The organism is Verrucosispora sp. WMMA2121 (assembly GCF_027460185.1).
GTDB lineage: Bacteria > Actinomycetota > Actinomycetes > Mycobacteriales > Micromonosporaceae > Micromonospora > Micromonospora palythoicola.
Genome location: NZ_JAPZBH010000002.1, coordinates 1 through 17,500, shown reverse-complemented (window position 1 = coordinate 17,500; position 17,500 = coordinate 1). Strand labels below are relative to the sequence as shown.

8 protein-coding genes and 2 rRNA genes (1 of these 10 cut by a window edge) are annotated in these 17,500 nt (G+C 70.4%); 6 read left to right on the top strand and 4 right to left on the bottom strand.

Annotated elements, in window-relative coordinates; translation table 11 throughout:
* Positions 1-2,098: ribosomal RNA gene (locus tag O7605_RS00335) — 23S ribosomal RNA — on the top strand (it extends 1,012 nt beyond the left edge of the window).
* 100 nt (positions 2,099-2,198) lie between these two features.
* Positions 2,199-2,315, top strand: a 5S ribosomal RNA gene (gene rrf / locus O7605_RS00330).
* 346 nt (positions 2,316-2,661) lie between these two features.
* On the opposite strand, the gene O7605_RS00325 is transcribed toward rrf, so the two are convergent.
* The 3 genes from O7605_RS00325 to O7605_RS00315 all read right to left on the bottom strand — a co-directional run bounded on the left by O7605_RS00325 (position 2,662) and on the right by O7605_RS00315 (position 8,243).
* Positions 2,662-4,476 carry a VanW family protein gene (locus O7605_RS00325; protein ID WP_269737378.1) on the bottom strand — a complete coding sequence of 605 codons (1,815 nt, stop codon included), beginning with the start codon at positions 4,474-4,476 and terminating at the stop codon, positions 2,662-2,664.
* A 180-nt stretch (positions 4,477-4,656) separates the two neighbouring features.
* Positions 4,657-5,913, bottom strand: a complete 1,257-nt coding sequence (locus O7605_RS00320; protein WP_269737377.1) for a polysaccharide biosynthesis protein — start codon at positions 5,911-5,913, stop codon at positions 4,657-4,659.
* Between the two features lie 11 nt (positions 5,914-5,924).
* A complete protein-coding gene (locus O7605_RS00315) occupies positions 5,925-8,243 on the bottom strand; it encodes a hypothetical protein (protein ID WP_269737376.1) in 2,319 nt (772 codons plus the stop codon).
* 236 nt (positions 8,244-8,479) lie between these two features.
* On the opposite strand from O7605_RS00315, the gene O7605_RS00310 reads away from it, so the two are divergent.
* Both O7605_RS00310 and O7605_RS00305 read left to right on the top strand, forming a co-directional pair.
* On the top strand, positions 8,480-10,198 hold the full coding sequence (locus O7605_RS00310) for a hypothetical protein (RefSeq protein ID WP_269737375.1): 1,719 nt from the start codon (positions 8,480-8,482) through the stop codon (positions 10,196-10,198).
* Entirely contained in the window at positions 10,195-10,356 is a 162-nt protein-coding gene (locus O7605_RS00305; protein ID WP_164449583.1) for a hypothetical protein, read from the top strand. The genes O7605_RS00310 and O7605_RS00305 overlap by 4 nt, the downstream gene beginning before the upstream one ends.
* 76 nt (positions 10,357-10,432) lie before the next feature.
* On the opposite strand, the gene O7605_RS00300 is transcribed toward O7605_RS00305, so the two are convergent.
* Positions 10,433-11,593: a glycosyltransferase family 4 protein gene (locus O7605_RS00300; protein WP_269737374.1), complete on the bottom strand. Its 1,161-nt coding sequence runs from the start codon at positions 11,591-11,593 to the stop codon at positions 10,433-10,435.
* 259 nt (positions 11,594-11,852) lie between these two features.
* Between O7605_RS00300 and O7605_RS00295 the strand changes: the two genes are divergently transcribed.
* The gene (locus O7605_RS00295; protein ID WP_269737373.1) at positions 11,853-13,520 is read left to right on the top strand and encodes a substrate-binding and VWA domain-containing protein; all 1,668 of its coding nucleotides are present in this window, start codon (positions 11,853-11,855) and stop codon (positions 13,518-13,520) included.
* The coding region (locus tag O7605_RS00290; protein ID WP_269737372.1) for an alpha-(1->3)-arabinofuranosyltransferase at positions 13,517-17,500 on the top strand (3,984 nt) is incomplete at its 3' end. The genes O7605_RS00295 and O7605_RS00290, both read left to right, overlap by 4 nt.

The window sequence follows — 17,500 nt, the reverse complement described above, 5'->3', positions numbered from 1 at the left end:
GAGAGCGCGGCAGTGAGACTGCGGGGGATAAGCTTCGTAGTCGAGAGGGAAACAGCCCAGATCACCAGCTAAGGCCCCTAAGCGTGTGCTAAGTGGAAAAGGATGTGGGGTCGCATAGACAACCAGGAGGTTGGCTTAGAAGCAGCCACCCTTTAAAGAGTGCGTAATAGCTCACTGGTCAAGTGGTTCCGCGCCGACAATGTAGCGGGGCTCAAGCACACCGCCGAAGCTGTGGCACTCACACAATGACTTCGCATCACTCTTCGGGGTGGTGTGCAGGTGTGTGGGTGGGTAGGGGAGCGTCGTGCCGGGGGTGAAGCAGCCGAGTGATCGAGTTGTGGACGCGGCACGAGTGAGAATGCAGGCATGAGTAGCGAAAGAAGGGTGAGAAACCCTTCCGCCGGATGACCAAGGGTTCCAGGGCCAGGTTAATCCGCCCTGGGTGAGTCGGGACCTAAGGCGAGGCCGAGAGGCGTAGTCGATGGACAACGGGTTGATATTCCCGTACCCGCGAAGGAGCGTCCCTGACGAACCTCGTTGTGCTAACCACCCGAACCAGCCGAGACCTTCGGGTCGAGGTTGGGGAGCGTGGGAACCTGGCGGGTAGTAGTCAAGCGATGGGGTGACGCAGGAAGGTAGCTGAGCCCGGCCGGTGGTTGTGCCGGGGTAAGCGTGTAGACCGCATCATAGGCAAATCCGTGGTGCATGAAGGTTGAGACGTGATGCCGAGCCGATTCAGGTGAAGTCAGTGATCCTATGCTGCCGAGAAAAGCCTCTAGCGAGTTTCGAGCGGCCCGTACCCCAAACCGACACAGGTGGTCAGGTAGAGAATACCGAGGCGATCGGGCGAACTGTGGTTAAGGAACTCGGCAAATTGCCCCCGTAACTTAGGGAGAAGGGGGGCCGGAGACGTGAAGCCCCGCGCGGGTGGAGCGTTGTATGGCCGCAGAGAGCAGGGGGAAGCGACTGTTTACTAAAAACACAGGTCCATGCGAAGAAGTAATTCGATGTATATGGACTGACGCCTGCCCGGTGCTGGAACGTTAAGGGGACCTGTTAGCTCTTCGGGGCGAAGCGGAGAACTTAAGCGCCAGTAAACGGCGGTGGTAACTATAACCATCCTAAGGTAGCGAAATTCCTTGTCGGGTAAGTTCCGACCTGCACGAATGGCGTAACGACTTCCCCACTGTCTCAACCACAGGCCCGGCGAAATTGCAGTACGAGTAAAGATGCTCGTTACGCGCGGCAGGACGGAAAGACCCCGGGACCTTTACTATAGCTTGACATTGGTATTTGAGTCGGCTTGTGTAGGATAGGTGGGAGCCGGTGAAGCTCATACGCCAGTATGGGTGGAGGCAATCTTGAAATACCACTCTGGTTGATTCGGGTATCTAACTTCGGACCGTTATCCGGTTCAGGGACAGTGTCTGGTGGGTAGTTTAACTGGGGCGGTTGCCTCCTAAAGGGTAACGGAGGCGCCCAAAGGTTCCCTCAGCCTGGTTGGCAATCAGGTGTTGAGTGCAAGTGCACAAGGGAGCTTGACTGTGAGACTGACGGGTCGAGCAGGGACGAAAGTCGGGACTAGTGATCCGGCACTTGCGTGTGGAAGCGGTGTCGCTCAACGGATAAAAGGTACCCCGGGGATAACAGGCTGATCTTCCCCAAGAGTCCATATCGACGGGATGGTTTGGCACCTCGATGTCGGCTCGTCGCATCCTGGGGCTGTAGCAGGTCCCAAGGGTTGGGCTGTTCGCCCATTAAAGCGGTACGCGAGCTGGGTTTAGAACGTCGTGAGACAGTTCGGTCCCTATCCGCCGTGCGCGTAGGATACTTGAGAAGGGCTGTCCCTAGTACGAGAGGACCGGGACGGACGAACCTCTGGTGTGCCAGTTGTCCCGCCAGGGGCACGGCTGGTTAGCTACGTTCGGAAGGGATAACCGCTGAAAGCATCTAAGCGGGAAGCCTGCTTCAAGATGAGGTATCCCACCACCTTCGGGTGGGTAAGGCCCCCAGCTAGACGACTGGGTTGATAGGCCGGAAATGTAAGCCCGGTAACGGGTTCAGTTGACCGGTACTAATAGGCCGAGGACTTGACTACAACGATCGCTCGCGTCCACTGTGTAACTCACAACAAACAAACACACACCCCTGACACGATAGTGTCAGCAAATTGGTGTTGTTTGACATGTTGATAAGGTTACGGCGGTCATGGCGGAGGGGAAACGCCCGGTCACATTCCGAACCCGGAAGCTAAGCCCTCCAGCGCCGATGGTACTGCACCCGGGAGGGTGTGGGAGAGTAGGACACCGCCGGACATTCTTCGTTTGAGGGCCACCCCTGATGGGGTGGCCCTCAAACGCGTTGGGGCTCCTTCCGGCTTACGCCCTCGGCCCAGCACGTGTTCGTCGCCGCGGTGTCGGCGGCGCGATTAGCGGCTCGTTCGAGGAGATCTGGCATCCGGCTGCCTATCGCTCTCGCCTGGAGATCCGGGTGCAGGAAGAACGCATGGTTCCGACGCCGTCTCCCGATGACCTGGGTAGGCGGCGCCGTCGAGAAGTCGGTCAGGCATAGTCGCGAAGCTCGTCGGAGCGCCTCGACAGGGAACGGCCCCGCCGGCGCGGAGGCGGGCGGGGCCGTGACCGAGCTGGCGCCCGGTGGACGTCAGGCGGGTTTCTTGGCGCAGATGAAGCGGGGTTCCGCACTGTAGGTCCAGCTGAACTTCTCCCGCTTGACGACCTTGCCGTCCTTCTTGATCACCCGAAACGCGTCCTGGGTGAAGCCCTGGCTGCCGTTGGCGGGGATGCAGCTCGGGCCCGGTTCGAGGTAGACGGTCTTCGGCGAGGTGATGTTCCGCCGCGGGCCGTACTCGGTCTTCACGCTGTCCCAGATCTTTGTGCTCCACATCGATACCGTCACCGAACTGCCGGTGTAGGAGGTGTCGATCAGCACGCCGTATTCGGTGTTGTTGCGGAACTTGAAGTCGAGGTTGGGCCAGAAGATGGTCGACTCGATGACCGCCGGGTACCGGCTGAAGTAGTACGAGTGGGGCTTGTGCTCGACGTCCTCCAAGCCGGCGTAGTAGGAGGCGTTGAAGAGGGTCGTGGTGAACTGCGAGGTGCCGCCGCCGACGCCCGGCACCAACTTGCCGTCGAGGATCACCGGCGCGTCCCGGTAGCCCTGGGCGTAGCCGCGTTCGCCGGTGTGACCGTTCAGCGAGAACGTCTCGCCGGGCAGGACCACGGTGCCCTTCACATCGTTGGCGATCGTCACGATGTTCTGGCTACGGGGCGAGGAGAGCCCGCCGGTGAAGTTGGTGGTGAAGGACGACACCTTCTCCTTGATCCCCAGGCTGCGGAGCTTCGCCGCGGTCAGCTTCGGCTCGACCGGCTTCAGCTCGGCGGAGACCGTACGATCCGTGCCGCTCGGCAGGACGGCGAGCAGGTCGCTACCGAGACTGCTGGTGTCGACCTGCTTGCCGGGCCGTCCGTCCTTCACCTTCGGTTTGCCGCCAGAGATGCTCATCGTGGCGTTCTTCGGGGCCACCTCGACGGTGTCGAGCTTGCTGCCGAGCGCGGCCTTCAGCTTCTTGACGTCCACGCTGGGCGTGAGCTTGCCGGTCTTGTCGGCCTTGAACCGGAGGCCCTTCGCGATGGCCGTCGGCGGAATGGTGACCGAACCACGCTCCGTGGTCAGCTTGACCGGTGCCGCCACCGCCGGCTCGGCCAGCTCGGCGACCAGCCGGTCAACCTCCTCGGCCGTGGTGGCCGGGTGGTTCTCGACAAGCGGGACGGTCACCGGCTGCCCGTTCAACCAGCCCTGCTTGACGACCTCGGCGGAATGCTCCGGGTCGATGGTGAGGCTGGACTTCGGGTAGCGCACCTTCGGCTTCGTACCAGAGAAGGTGATCGCCGGCATGGTCATCTTCCGGCCCTGGTCGCCCACGAGCTCCTTCAGCGCGGTCTCCAGCTTCGGCACGTCCACCGAGACAACCGGCTCGACCTCCCGCGAGCCGACCAGGCGGTCCACGGCGTGGGCACTCGTCGCGGCGGCGGCGGCCACGGTGGCCTCCACGTCGACGGTGAGCCCCACCTCGGCGGGATTGATCTCGGCCGTCCGCTCGCCGACGCGTACCTGGATGGGGGCCTGGAGTTCGGCCGCCCGGCGGTCCAGCTGCGCCTGTAGCTCCCGCGCGGCGTCCGTCCGGCTGCGCCCACCGAGTTCGGTACCGAGGACGCTGGTGCCGCGCGGGACGTCACCCGCGTAGGCCCAGACCGCCACCGCGCCCACCGAGCCGAGCACGGCGGTGGCCACGCCGGAGGCGAGCAGCAGCCGGAATCGGCGGGAGCGGGATCGGTCGCCGTCCGGCGGAACGGGCGCCGGTCGGACCGGCTCTTCGATCGGCCAACTGACCGCAGTCACCTGCACCGTCGGCCGATCGTCGGCCGGCGGGGGGCGTTCTTCGCCGTACAGCGTCACAACTACCTCTTAGCGACGTACCGCATGCGGAGCCAGGGGATCCTACTCCGGAAGAGAACCACGGTAGCCAACCGAACCACCGTCGGGGAGCCCGAGTCGCCACGGATCCCCAGTCGTGCCCGTTCAACGTGGCGGGCAGGCCGAATTGTCACTCCTGGTGACGGTCGGATGTCCCGCCTGTCAGTGCCGACCGCGCACGAACACCAGCCAGGCCATCACCACGGCAGACAGCGTGGCGACGGTCAGCGAGCAGCTCAGCACCCCCGTCACGGTGCGTGGCGCGACCAGGGCGGCTGCCGCGGTCAGCCCGGCCGTCGCCAGCCAGAGCGGCGCGGCGGGCCATCGCGCGGCGGTCGCCACCCGATCGTTCACCAGCATGAAGACCACCGCGTAGAGCGCCCCGACGGCCGCGAACATCGGCGCCGTCCCTGCCAGGTGCAGATAATCGGCGCCGCCGACGAGCCGGAAGGCCAGCTCGCCGGCGACCGCCGAACTCACCACCAGGACCGCCCCGCACGCCAGGATCAGCGCCAGGGCCACCAGTCGGGCCCGCCGATCACCCTGGGCCAGCCGGGGCAGCACCAGCAGCGTGACGACCTGAGGCGCCCAGAGGGCACCCTTGCTGAGGACCGCGCCGACGGCGTACGCGCCGGAGTCGGCCGCCGGTAGGAGTTGGCGGGCCAGGATCAGGTCCGCGTACGAGATGGTGAGCATCGCCAGCGTCGCGCCGCACGCCGTCATCACCTGCCGCGCCCCTAGTCGCTGCCCGGCGGGGTGCCGGGCGGGTGACGTCCCGGTCACGACATCGGGGCGATCGGACGTGGCCGGGTCGGCCGGTCGCGGGTACTCGGGTGAACTGGCGAGACGGGCCAGGAGCGGCAGCGCGAACAGGCCGGTCAGGGTGGTCAGGAGCAGGCACACCTCCGGCCCCCGGCCGAGCAGCAGCCCGGCGACCAGTCCCCCGTAGCGACCGAGGGCCACCGCGACCATCGCCGCGGCGAGCCGCAGGAAACGTTCCTGCCCCTGGAGTTCGCCGAGCCACCGCCCGCTGAGCACGGTGGCGAACGTGGTGGTGGCGAGCAGCAGCGTGAGTGCCAGCGGCAGCCGCAGGGCGACGGTCAGCACCGGTGCGGCGGCAGTCGTCACCCCGGCCGTGAGGGCTGCGGTTCGTAACCCGAGACGGCGGGTGTCACCAGCGCCCCGGCGGGCCCGGTGGGCGGCCACCGCGATCTGCAGACCGAAGCCGGGTACCGCCGCGATCGCGGCCAGCGCGAGAACCGTCGCCAGCGCGCCCAGGTCGGCGGCGGTGAGCCGGCGCGCACCGAGCATCGGAACGACGTACGCCAGGGCATTGGTCACCACGGTCGCGACGGTGACCGCGGCACCGGCCGCGCCGAGTCGCACCCGTGCGACGTCCCTGCTGGTGGTCTGGGCCATGCCGGCTCGGCCTACTCGGGCTTCGGTGCCGGGTTGCCGATCGCGATTTCGTTGGTGCAGAACGAGATGTCCGTCCCGCGCACGGTCAACTCGACCGAGTCCCCGCCGCCGATGATGCGGAAGAATCGCTGGTTGAGGCCCTTCTTGATCGGGAACTCGGCGGTGCCGGTGCCGAGCCGTAGCGTCGCCGTGCCGGTCGTCGAGCTGAGATAGCCGATCCGGACCACCCAGTGCCAGTCCTGACGGGGCTCGTTGAGCGGCATCCGTACGCTCTGCCCGCCGGAGACGAGGTAGCCGCAGCCTTCCTGTGGTCCCGGCTGGATGGTGCTGCCGATGACCGTGGCCACCTGGATCCGGCCGAGGGAGTCCAGCACCGACAGGTTGTCGGCCTCGTCCACGAACGTGGGGCGGGTGCCGAAGGCACGGAAGAACCGGGACTGCAGGTTGTACGGCCAGGACAGGTTGGGCACGACCTCGTTGGGCACCGGGCCGTCGAAGAACACGGTGTCCGGCGGCGCGCTGGCCATCTCGATCCGCACCGTGTCGACGTACGACCTGCCGGACTTGGCCGCCCACTCGTCGCTGTACCGGGACGTGGTCCAGACGGTGCCCAAACAGACGGCGACGAGCACCAGGGCGAGCACGACGTGCACCGCCTCCCGGTAGCGCTCCGGCAGCGGACCGAACAGCCCGGGCGGAGGAGGAGAGTCGGCGACCAGCGGTCGCCGTTCCGGCTCGGCCGGTTGCTCGACGGCCTGGCGCGGGGACGCCGATGGAGCCGTGGCGTCGCCCGGATCCGGCCCACCGGCCGGGTGCTGGCTGGCGACCGGCCCCGGGCTGTCGACTGCGCCGGCCGCACCGTCCGGCACGCGTTCGGGGGTCAGCACCGACGGCACCGGCTCGGCTGCTGCGGTGGGCTGCGGCTCGGGGTCGACGGGAGCTTCCGCGTGGATGACGCCGAGCCTCGCCACCACCTGTCTCGGTGGCCCGGTCCGGACCGACTCGGCCAGCACCGGTGTGGTCGAGCCGGCCGGCGGGGTGGACGACACGGGGTCCGGTGCGGTCGGGGCGCTGCTCGGTACGGCCACGGTGCGGTCCGGAGTCGTCACGTCCGCTGGTTTCGGGTGGACCTCCGGTCCCGCTGGCGAGATGTCGAGGTTTGCCGGTTCGGTTTCCCTGGTGCCCCGGGACGGCCGGGCCAGCCCGACCACGGCGACGCCGAGACAGATGGCGGCCACCACGACGACGTCACTGACATACCGGGGCACGCCACCGGCGACCCCGCTGAACGTGGAGCCGAGTCGGGTCGCGGCCAGCATGCCCGCCACCAGGACCAGGTACGCCCCGAGCAGCAGCCAGGCGCGGCCGGCGCGACGACGGCGGCGTACGGTCGCCACGATCAGGGCCACGACCAGGGTCCAGGCCACCCACCTGCCAAGTTCCGGTGGTGCCGCGACCGGTGCGCCGTCCCCGGCCCCCAGCCATCGCCACGGCCCACCGACCAGGCCCGGCATCACGGTGGACCCGAGCATCTGGGTGAGGAAGGTGAACACCTCGCCGACCGATGTCGGCCGCCGCAGCGAGGACTCCGAGTTGATCAGGTAGGCGGCGAGGAAGCCGAGCGACAGCGCGGTCAGCAGCAACCAGGAAGGCCACCAGCGGCGGAGGGTGATCCAGAGGGTACGGAAGAAGCCGCCGTCGGCGTAGAGGGCGGCAGTGAGCAGGAAGACCAGCGCGACGACCAGGATCGCCTTCTCGAAGAAGACGAGGCCGAGCAGCACGGACAGGGCCAGCGTCAGCAGATGCCGCTTGCGCCCGGTCTGCACGTAGCTGACCTGTGCGCTCACCGCGAGCACCATGGCGATCTGCATCGGCAGCATGTTGACCCCGACGGCCCACCACGACGTGGCCTCCAGCGTCAACGGGCTGAACATCAGCGCGCCGAGCGGCAGGAGCAACAGCCAGGACGGTCGCAGCAGCCGGCGCAGCAACCGGAGGAAGGCGATGCCGAGGATCGCCTGGCCGAGCGCCATCAGCAGCACGTACGGCCAGTACACCATCCCGAGGTGTTCGGTGATCAGCCAGGTGATCAGCCGGCCGGCGGGCATGAGGTGGTTGTTGTAGAGGGTGAGCAGGTGCCCGACGGTCAGGTCGGCCTCGGCCGCCTGTGTGATCATCACGTAGTCGTCGGCTGCCAGGAAGCCGCGCGAGGCCAACTGGGCGCGCCACAGCACGCTGAGGGCGACGATCGCGAGCGCCACCGTCCGGATCCGGTCCGCACCCAGCCAACCGCCGGTGCCCTCCGCCGCCGGGGCACCCCCCGTGGGCATCGACGAACCCGCATCAACCCGGTCCCGGCGCGGCGCGTCCGGACCAACGGTCCGGTCGACCGTGAGGGAAGGCGGGGAAGGGTTCGCTGCCATGGCGGGAACACTGCCACACCGACCGTCGCGCCTTACATCAGGTCAACGGATGGTTCGATGGTCATCGGCCCGACCACGGCCGCGTACAGTGGCCGCCACCAGCGCGGCCGATCGCCGCGCGCCGGCAGTGGTGAGGTCGACGGATGCGGGAACGGCTGGTGCCGCACGTGGTGGCCGCCACCGTGACGACGGTGGTGCTGGCGCCGCTGGCCCTGCCCGGGTACGTGCTGCGCTACGACATGGTCTTCGTGCCCCGGCCGGCCTTGAGCTGGGAGGTCATCGCCCCGGCCACGGCCCTGCCCCGGGCCGTCCCGCAGGACGCCGTGGTGGCGCTGGTCTCGCAGCTGCTCCCCGGGTGGCTGCTGCAACGACTGGTGCTGGTGGCGATTCTCTACCTGGCCGCGCTGGGCGCCGCGCGGCTGGTGCCGACGCAGCGGGTCGGGGTGCGGGTGGTGGCCGCCCTCGGGTACGCGTGGACGCCGTACCTGGCCGAGCGGCTGCTGATCGGGCAGTGGGGGCTGCTGGTCGCGTACGCCGCACTGCCCTGGCTGGTGCGGGCCGCGATCGGGGTGCGTGACGGCGAGCGGGGTGCCCTGCGTCGGCTGTTGCTGGCCGCGGCGGCGTCCGCGATCACTCCGACCGGCGGGCTGCTCGCCCTGGTCGTGGTCACCGTGCTGCTGGTCGGGCGGTACTCGGGAGCGGCCCGGACCGCCCTGACCGGGATTGGTACGACGCTGCTGCTGAACGCGCCGTGGCTGGTGGCCGGGTTCGTCAGTACGGGCTCAGGCCGCTCCGACCCGGTGGGGGTGGCGGTCTTCGCCGCCCGCGCGGAGAACTGGGCGGGGCCGCTGGTGGCGCTGGCCGGCACCGGCGGAATCTGGAACGGACAGGCCACCCCGGCGTCCCGCGGCGGATGGCTGATACCCGTGGCGACGCTGCTGGTGCTGGCGGTCGCCGGGTACGGCGTGCCGGTGCTGTGGCGCCGCTGGTCGGCGCCGGTCGTCGGTCGGCTCGGCCTGCTGGCGGTCGCCTCGTGGCTGGGTGCCGCGCTCGGGGTGCTGCCCGGTGGGGCGAGCCTGCTGGGCTGGCTGGTCACCGCCGTGCCCGGTGCCGGGCTGCTCCGCGACGGGCAGAAGCTGCTGATGCCGTACGTGCTGCTGCTGGTGGTCGCCGGAGCGCTCGGCGCGGAGCGATTGGCGGGACGCCTCGCGACCCGGTTCGACCAGGCCACCGGGCGGGTGCTGCTGGCCGGCGCGGCATTGCTGCCGCTGGCGGTGCTGCCCGACCTCGCCGTCGGCGGCGCGGGACGGCTGCGGCCGGTGGCGTGGCCGGCGGACTGGGAGACGGTGGCGCGGCTCGTCGACGAGCGGCCGGGCGAGGTGGTGTCGCTGCCGTTCCAGGAGTATCAGAGCTACGCGTGGAACGGTGGCCGGGTGGTGATCGATCCGGCGCCTCGTTACCTCGGCGTGCCGGTCCTGATCGACGACACGCTGCGGGTGGACGGTACCGCGGTCGCCGGTGAGGACCCGCGCGCCGCCCGGCTGCGTGAGCTGCTGGTGGCCGGCGAGCCGGTGGCCGCGGCCGGCCCGCGCTGGGTGCTGGTGCAGCGCGCCGCCGGCCCGACCCCGGACCCGGCGACGCTGGCCGGACTGCGGCCGGTGTACGCCGGTGCCGAGCTGACGTTGTACGAGAATCCGGCGTGGCGTCCGGCGGCGCGGCCGAGCCGTCCCGGCCCGGTGGGCCTGGCGCACCTGTTGGCCGGAACGGTGGTGCTGGTCCTCGTTTTTTCGGGCACTGCGCGATTGTGCTACCGCGTGGTAGCGTCCCGGCACGCGAGTCCCGCGGAAGGAGAAGGTGGATGAGGAACCTGCCCGCGTTCGTCGCCGTCGGGGTACTCGGGGTCGTGCTCGGCATGCTCGGCAGCGTCGGTCTGGCGAACGTGCTCAGCCCGTCCGCCAAGGAGGCTGCCAACACCAAGGTGAGTGAGCAGACCGAGGCCCCGCTGTACGGCACGCGCTGACCTCGAACGGCGCGAAGGCGCCCGCAGTACGCGGGCGCCTTTCGTCGTGTCCAGGATCGTTCGGGTGCCCGGCTGATCAGCCGCTGCGCGGAGTTGCCGCCGTGACCAGCTGTGCGAACCGGGCGCCGGTCGCTGTCCAGGTGTAGCGGGCGGCGTGGGACAGGGCCGCCTCGCCCATCGCCTTGCGTCGGACGTCGTCGGCGAGCAGTTCCCGAACGGCCGCCGTGAACTCCCGCTCGTCGTCGACCAGCAGGCCGGTCTCGGTGTCGACCATCGCCTCGGCGACCCCGCCCGCGTACCTGAAGGCCACGGTCGGGGTGCTGCGGGCGGCCGCCTCCACGATGGTCAGGCCCCAGCCCTCCTTGAGGGACGGGGTGAGCGCGAGCCAGGCCGAGCAGAGCAGGGCGTGCTTCTCCTCCTCGCTGACGAAGCCGGTGAACCGCACCCGGTCGCTGATGCCGAGGGCGGCGCATCGCTCGCGCAGCGGCTCCTCCCACCACCCCTGCCCGGCCACCACCAGCTCCAACTCGGGCAGCTCCGCGGCGAGTTCGGCGACCGTACGCAGGGCGATCTCGACCCGCTTGTGCGGAACCAGGCGGCCGAGCACCAGCAGCGACGGGTTGCGGGTGCGGGGCAGGGACGGACCGGTCACCGGAGGGGTTCCGTTGGGTACCACGTCGATCCGTTCGGCGTCGACGCCGAGGGTCGCCAGCTCGGCGCGGGTCGCCTCGGAGACCGTGACGTAGCGGCACCGCCGGTAGAGCCGTACCGCGAGCCAGGATTCGATCCACCAGCCGAGTCGGCACATCCACGGTCCGAACACCACCGGCCACTGCTCCCGGTGCACGTGGTGGACCAGCGCGATGACCGGCCGCCCGGCGTAGAGCGGCGCGAAGAACGGCACGCCGTTGCAGACGTCGACGATCAGGTCCGGTCGGCCGAGACCTCGTCGGCTCAGCGGGCCCAGGCCGAACCGGCTGGCGAGGCAGACCAGCGCCGCCCGGAGGTACACGGTCATCCGCGAACCGCGCCGCAGCACGCGTACGCCGGATTCGGTGGTCCCGGCCGGCCCGGCGTTGTCGTGGGCGGCACAGAGCAGAGTCACCCGGTGACCGAAGGTGACCAACTCGGCGGCGATCCGCTCGATGTAGACCTCCGAGCCGCCGCCCTCGGGATTGGTGGTGTCTCGCCAGTTGAGGAACAGGACGTGGCGGGAGGGGGTGTCGGTGTTGTCCACGCTGCTCCTACTGGTGAGTAAGTGAGCACGATCGCGCCACCCTAGGGCGGTCCGGCCCGGCTGCGCAATGGGCAGATCTGGCGGCGACGATCCGGTAACGGGTCGGGGACGAGGGGTTTGCCGACGGGCCGAAACCTTGGCAGGGTGTGCAGCGCAACCGCGTGCGATGCCCGGCGTCTGGTGCCCGATGTCGTCGCGGCAGGTGTTGTGACCTGCGGTGGGACATCGTCCGTAGGCGTGACGAGGAGGTGAGGCGGCGGTGGTTGCCGACCGTCCCGCGCCGGCGCGCGTCCTGTCCCGCCGTTCACCGGTGGTGCTGCTCAGTGCCGCCCTCGCGCTGCTGCTCGCCGGCTGGGCGGCGGTGTCGTACATCCGGGCTGATCGGGGCACCCCGACCTGCGTCGAACAGGTCCGGCTCCGAGTGGTGGCCGCTCCGGTGATCGCCCCGGCCCTCGACCGGGTGGCGCGAGCCAACGCCGGAAGCCAACCGTGCGTCTCCGTCGAGGTGCGGGCCCGACCGTCGGTGGCGGTCGCCCGGGAACTCGCCGACGACGGCGACGTGGCCGACGCGTGGCTGCCGGAGTCGACGTTCTGGCTGCGCCGGGCCCGTGCCGCTGGTGCTTTCGAGGTACCCGGACAGGGCACGTCGGTGGCGAGCACCCCGGTCGTGCTGGCCGTCACCGACCGGATCGCACGGCGATCCGGTTGGCCGGACAAGCCGCTGAACTGGGCGTCGCTCCTGGGTACCCGGGCGAAAGCGGTCCAGGTCGGGCTGCCCGATCCGGCGGCCGATCCGGCCGGGGTCGGCGCCCTGCTCGGCGCCCGCGCACTGGCCGACGACAACCGGGACTCGGCCGCGACCGTGGCGGCCACGTTGCGTCGGCTCGCCGAGCGGACCTTCAGCCCGGCCGAGGAAACCAGCTCGTTGACCCCGAACCAGGACCTGCCCGGCCGGGTGAGCGTCGTCGCCGCCAGCGAACAGGCGGTGCTGGAACACAACGCGCTGGCGGCCAGCGGCAAGCTGGTGGCGGCGTACCCGGAGGTCGACGTGCCCTGGCTGGACCTGCCGTACGTGGTGCTGCCCGCCGCGCAGGGGCGGGCCCGTGACGCCGCTGGCGCGTTCCTCGACACGCTGCTGACCGGCGAGGCCCGGGAGGTGTTCGCCGGTTACGGCTTCCGGACCGCGGCCGGTTTCCCGCCGGCCATGCCGGATGACGACCGGCTGCGGGCCGAGGAACGTCGGCCGGTGCCGCTGCCCGCCGAGCAGACGGTCAGCGACGTGCTGACCGGTTGGAGCGGCGTCCAGCGCAGCGCCCGGATCCTCACCCTGCTGGACATCTCCGGTTCGATGGCCGCGCCGGTACCCGCCGGTGGCACCCGACTCGACGCCACGGTGCGGGCCGCTCGGGAGGGGGCGGCGCTGCTGCTGGACAACAGCGAACTCGGCATCTGGGCCTTCTCCACCAAGGTCGACGGTGACCGGGACCACCGCGAGATCCTGCCGGTTCGCCCACTGGGTAGCCAGCGCAAACGGTTGACCGAGGCGTTGGCCGAGATCCGGGTCAAACCACAGGGCGGCACCGGACTGTACGACAGCACGCTGGCCGCGTACCGCGACGCGCGCCGCAACTGGACGCCGGGCCGGATCAACCTGGTGCTGGTGATGACCGACGGGCGCAACGAGGACGACGACAGCATCGGCCGCGCTGACTTCCTGGCCGAACTCAAGCGGTTGCAGGAACCACGCCGCCCCTTGCCGATCATCTTCATCGGTCTCGGTGCGGACATCGACCCGGAGGAGCTGAAGGCCATCACGAAGGTCACCGGCGGGCGGGTCTTCGTCACCGAGCAGCCGGGCGGGATGCGGCGCATCTTCTTCTCGGCGCTGGCCGACCTGAGCTGCCTGCCGCCGGAGTGCCGCCGATGAGGGGAATTCCGGCGCGGCTGCGCCGCTCGCCCGGCACGGTGCTGTCGCTGCTGCTGCTCACCGCGATCGCCTTCGGCCAGCGACCCGGTCAGGTCACCTTCGACACCAAACTCGACCTGGCCGCGAACCCGATCCACTTCATGGCCCGGGCGCTGCACCTGTGGAACCCGGAAGCCACCTCGGGTGAGTTGCAGAACCAGGCGTACGGCTACCTGTTCCCGATGGGACCGTTCTTCGCCGCCGGGCAGTGGCTGGCGGTACCGCCCTGGATCACGCAGCGGCTGTGGACGACACTGCTGCTGGTCGCCGCCTTCTACGGGCTGCTGCGGCTGGCCCGGGCGCTGCACATCGGCACCGAACCGACGCGGTACGCGGCGGCGCTCGGCTACGCGTTGGCCCCGCGGATCCTCACCGAGGTCGGCGCGCTCTCCTCGGAGGCGCTGGCCGCCTCGATGCTGCCCTGGGTGCTGCTGCCGCTGGTGACCGTACGCCGGATCGGTTCTCCGCGCCGGGCGGCGGCGCTCTCCGCGCTGGCCGTGCTCGGCATGGGTGGGATCAACGCGGCGGTGGTGCTGATGGCCCTGCTGCTGCCCGGCGTCTGGTTGCTCACCCGACGGTGGGACGCGCAGCACGTACGGCTGGTCGCCTGGTGGTGCGTCGGGGTCGTCGGGGTCTGCCTGTGGTGGATCGTGCCGCTGCTGCTGCTCGGCCAGTACAGCCTCCCCTTCCTCGACTACATCGAGTCGTCCACCACGACCACCGCGGTGGCCTCCCTGTTCCAGGCGGTACGCGGCACCAACCAGTGGGTCGCGTACATCGTGCAGGGCGAGCCGTGGTGGCCGGCGGGCTGGCTGCTGATCGACCATCCGGTGTTGATGGCGCTGACCGCGGTGGTGGCGTTGATCGGGCTGGCCGGGCTGGCCGGCAACCTGCTGCCGCAGCGGCGTTTCCTGGTGACCGGGTTCCTCACCGGGCTGACCCTGCTCACCATCGGCTACGTCGGGGCGGTCGACAGTCCGCTCTCCGGGGTGGTCCGTGATCTGCTGGACGGGCCGTTGGCGCCGTTCCGCAACGTGCACAAGCTCGACCCGGTGCTGCGGCTGCCGCTGATGCTCGGTTTCGCGCACGGTGTCGACGCGGTGGCCACCCGGATGCATCACGCCCTGGCCCGCCGCCGGCCCGGGATCCGGCTGCGTCCGCTGATCTTCGTGCCGGTGCTGCTGCTCGTGCTGGGTGCGGCCGCACCGGCGTGGCTGGGCCTGTTGCGTCCCGGCCCCGGCTGGTCCGACCTGCCGCCGCACTGGCGATCGGCGGCGACCTGGCTGGCCGACCGCGACGCGCTGGCCCGCACGCTGGTGGTGCCCGGCTCCGGCTTCGGACAGTACGACTGGGGACGCACCGTCGACGAGCCGTTGCAGGCGCTGGCCGAGGCGCCGTGGGCGGTGCGCAACCAGATCCCGCTGGGGTCGGCGGGCAACACCCGGATGATGGACAGCGTCGAGGAGGTACTGGCCAGCGGCCGGGGCTCGGCCGGCCTGGCCGACCTGCTCGCCCGCTCCGGCTTCCGGCACCTGTTGCTGCGGAACGACCTCGACCGGACCCAGGTCGACGCGCCGCCGGTGACGGTGCTGCGTCGGGCGTTGGCCGACTCGCCCGGTATCGCCCGGGTGGCCACCTTCGGCACCACCGAGGCGCTGTCCCGGACCCTCGGCAGCCCGGTGGACGACGGTGCCGGCTCCCCGGCGGCGATCGAGGTGTACGAGGTGCGGCGGCCGGTGCCGCCGGCCTCGGCGGTGCTGACCGCCGACGTGCCGACGGTCAGCGGCGGTCCGGAGTCGCTGCTTCCCCTGCTGGAACAGGGGGTGGTGGAGCGGGACCGGCCCGTGGTGCTCGCCGGTGACCGGGCCACGTCTCCGGACGACGCGGTGGGTGACCGGTGGATCGTCACGGACGGCCTACGCCGCCGGGAGCGCGACATCGGTCGGGTCCGGGACAACCTCTCCCAGACGTTGACCGCGAACGAGGCGGGACGACAGCGCCGGGTCGCCCTCGACGTGCTGCCCTTCCCTGGCGAGCAGCACCAGACGACCGCGACCTACCAGGGCATCCGTGCGGTGACGGCGTCGTCGGCCGCGAGCTTCGTGGACAGCTTCGGCCCGGCCGACCCGTCGCACCTGCCGTTCGCCGCCATCGACGGGGAACGCGGCACGGCCTGGCACTCCGCACCGCTGGTCGGGCCGGTCGAACAGTGGCTCCAGGTGGATCTGGACACCCCTCGCCAGGTCGACAGCGTGCGACTCGCGTTCGTGAGCGACCTGGCGGTGGGCTGGCCGGTGCAACGGTTCCGGCTCACCACGGACCGGGGTTCGGTCGATCATGAGGTGGCGCCCACGCTGGGCGGTCACTCGTACTACACGCTGCCCGGCCCCACCAGCCGGATCCGGGTGACGGTGCTGTCGGTGGCCGGCGGCCGCCTCGACGGTGCCGTCGGCATCGAGGAGATGTCCATTCCGGACACCGAACCACGCCGCGCGCTGCGGGCCCCGGCGGATCTGCCGGACGACCTGTCGACACCGGTCAGTTGGGCGTTCAGCCGTGGGCCGGCGGACCGCCCGGCGTGCTATCCGGCGCGGCGGACCGGCCCGGAGGCGGTGCCCGCCGGTGGCTCCGGTGGGGCGTCCACCCGGCCGGACGGCACGGTGATCCGTTGCGACCGGTTCCTCGCCCGGGTCGGTGAGGAACCACTGGGCCTGGACCGGTTGTTCCGCAACCCGGCCGCCGGCACCTATCGGCTGGAGCTGACGGCGGTGCCGCGGCCGGGTGGTGAGCTGACGCTGTCCGGTACGAAGGTGCGGGCTGCTTCGTCGTCCCGGCTGAGCGGTGACCCGGCGGTCGCCGGGTACGCCGCGATCGACGGTGACCCGGGAACGGCCTGGCTGGCCGGCACCGGGGACCTGCGTCCCACCCTGACGCTGAGCTGGTCCGGCGAGCGTCGTGTCGACCGGTTGCGGCTGCGGGGGAGCGAGTTGCCGATCGGATCGCTGCCACGACAGGTGGAGATCCACACGCCCGGCCGCGAGGTGCGGGTGTCGGTCGAGGCCGACGGGACGGTCCGCTTCCCGGCGGTGCGTACCGACCGGCTCGAGATCGTGGTGCGGGAGACCGAGCAGCGCTTGGCGGATCTGCGGGGCAACGGCTGGCCCGCCACGGCCGGCATCGCGGAGGTGGAGATCCCGGCGTTGGCGAGCCTGCTGAGCCCGGTCGACACCGATGCGGTGGTGGTGGAGCGCTGCGGTGACGGGCCGACCGTCGAGTTGGGCGGTTTCCGGTACGACACCTCGATCTCGGCCAGCCTGTCGGACGTGCTGGCCGGACGGCCGGTGCCGGTCGGCATCTGCGGCGAGGACGGTGCGGTGCTGGACCTGCCGGCGGGCGGACAGCGGCTGGCCACGTCGCCGTCGGCGGGCTTCGTCGTGCAGGACGCGACGCTGCGGCCGGAGGCCGAGGCGCGCCCCGGGCCCCGGCACCGGGAGGTGACGGTGCTCGACTGGGCGGCGACCGACCGTACCGTCCGGGTCGCCGCCGGTGAGCAGGCGTTGCTGGTGGTGCCGGAGAACGCCAACGCCGGTTGGACGGCCACTCTCGACGGAAAGACGCTGGCCAGTTCCCGGGCGGACGGGTGGCAGCAGGCCTGGGTGCTGCCGGCCGGCGCCGGTGGTGAGGTCCGGCTCGTCTTCGCCCCTGACCGGGCGTACCGGGGCGGTCTGGCGGCCGGCGCGGTGGCGGTGGCGGCCGTGCTGGTGCTGGCCGCCTGGCCGGTGCGCCGCCGGACGACGACCGACGGGGACGCCGCGGTGCCGGGCGGGGACGCGGCGGACGCCATCGCGGCGGAGGCTCCCGCCTGGGTGATCGGGGTGCTGCTGGTGGTGCTGCTCGCCGTGTTGGGCGGGGTGCTTCCGGTGGCCATCGTGCTGGCCGCG

Bases quoted from the DNA above. Each gene is read 5' to 3' on its own strand.
- O7605_RS00320 (WP_269737377.1), bottom strand. From the start codon at position 5,913: ATGGCCCAGACCACCAGCAGGGACGTCGCACGGGTGCGACTCGGCGCG.
- O7605_RS00315 (WP_269737376.1), bottom strand. From the start codon at position 8,243: ATGCCCACGGGGGGTGCCCCGGCGGCGGAGGGCACCGGCGGTTGGCTG.
- O7605_RS00310 (WP_269737375.1), top strand. From the start codon at position 8,480: ATGCGGGAACGGCTGGTGCCGCACGTGGTGGCCGCCACCGTGACGACG.
- O7605_RS00305 (WP_164449583.1), top strand. From the start codon at position 10,195: ATGAGGAACCTGCCCGCGTTCGTCGCCGTCGGGGTACTCGGGGTCGTG.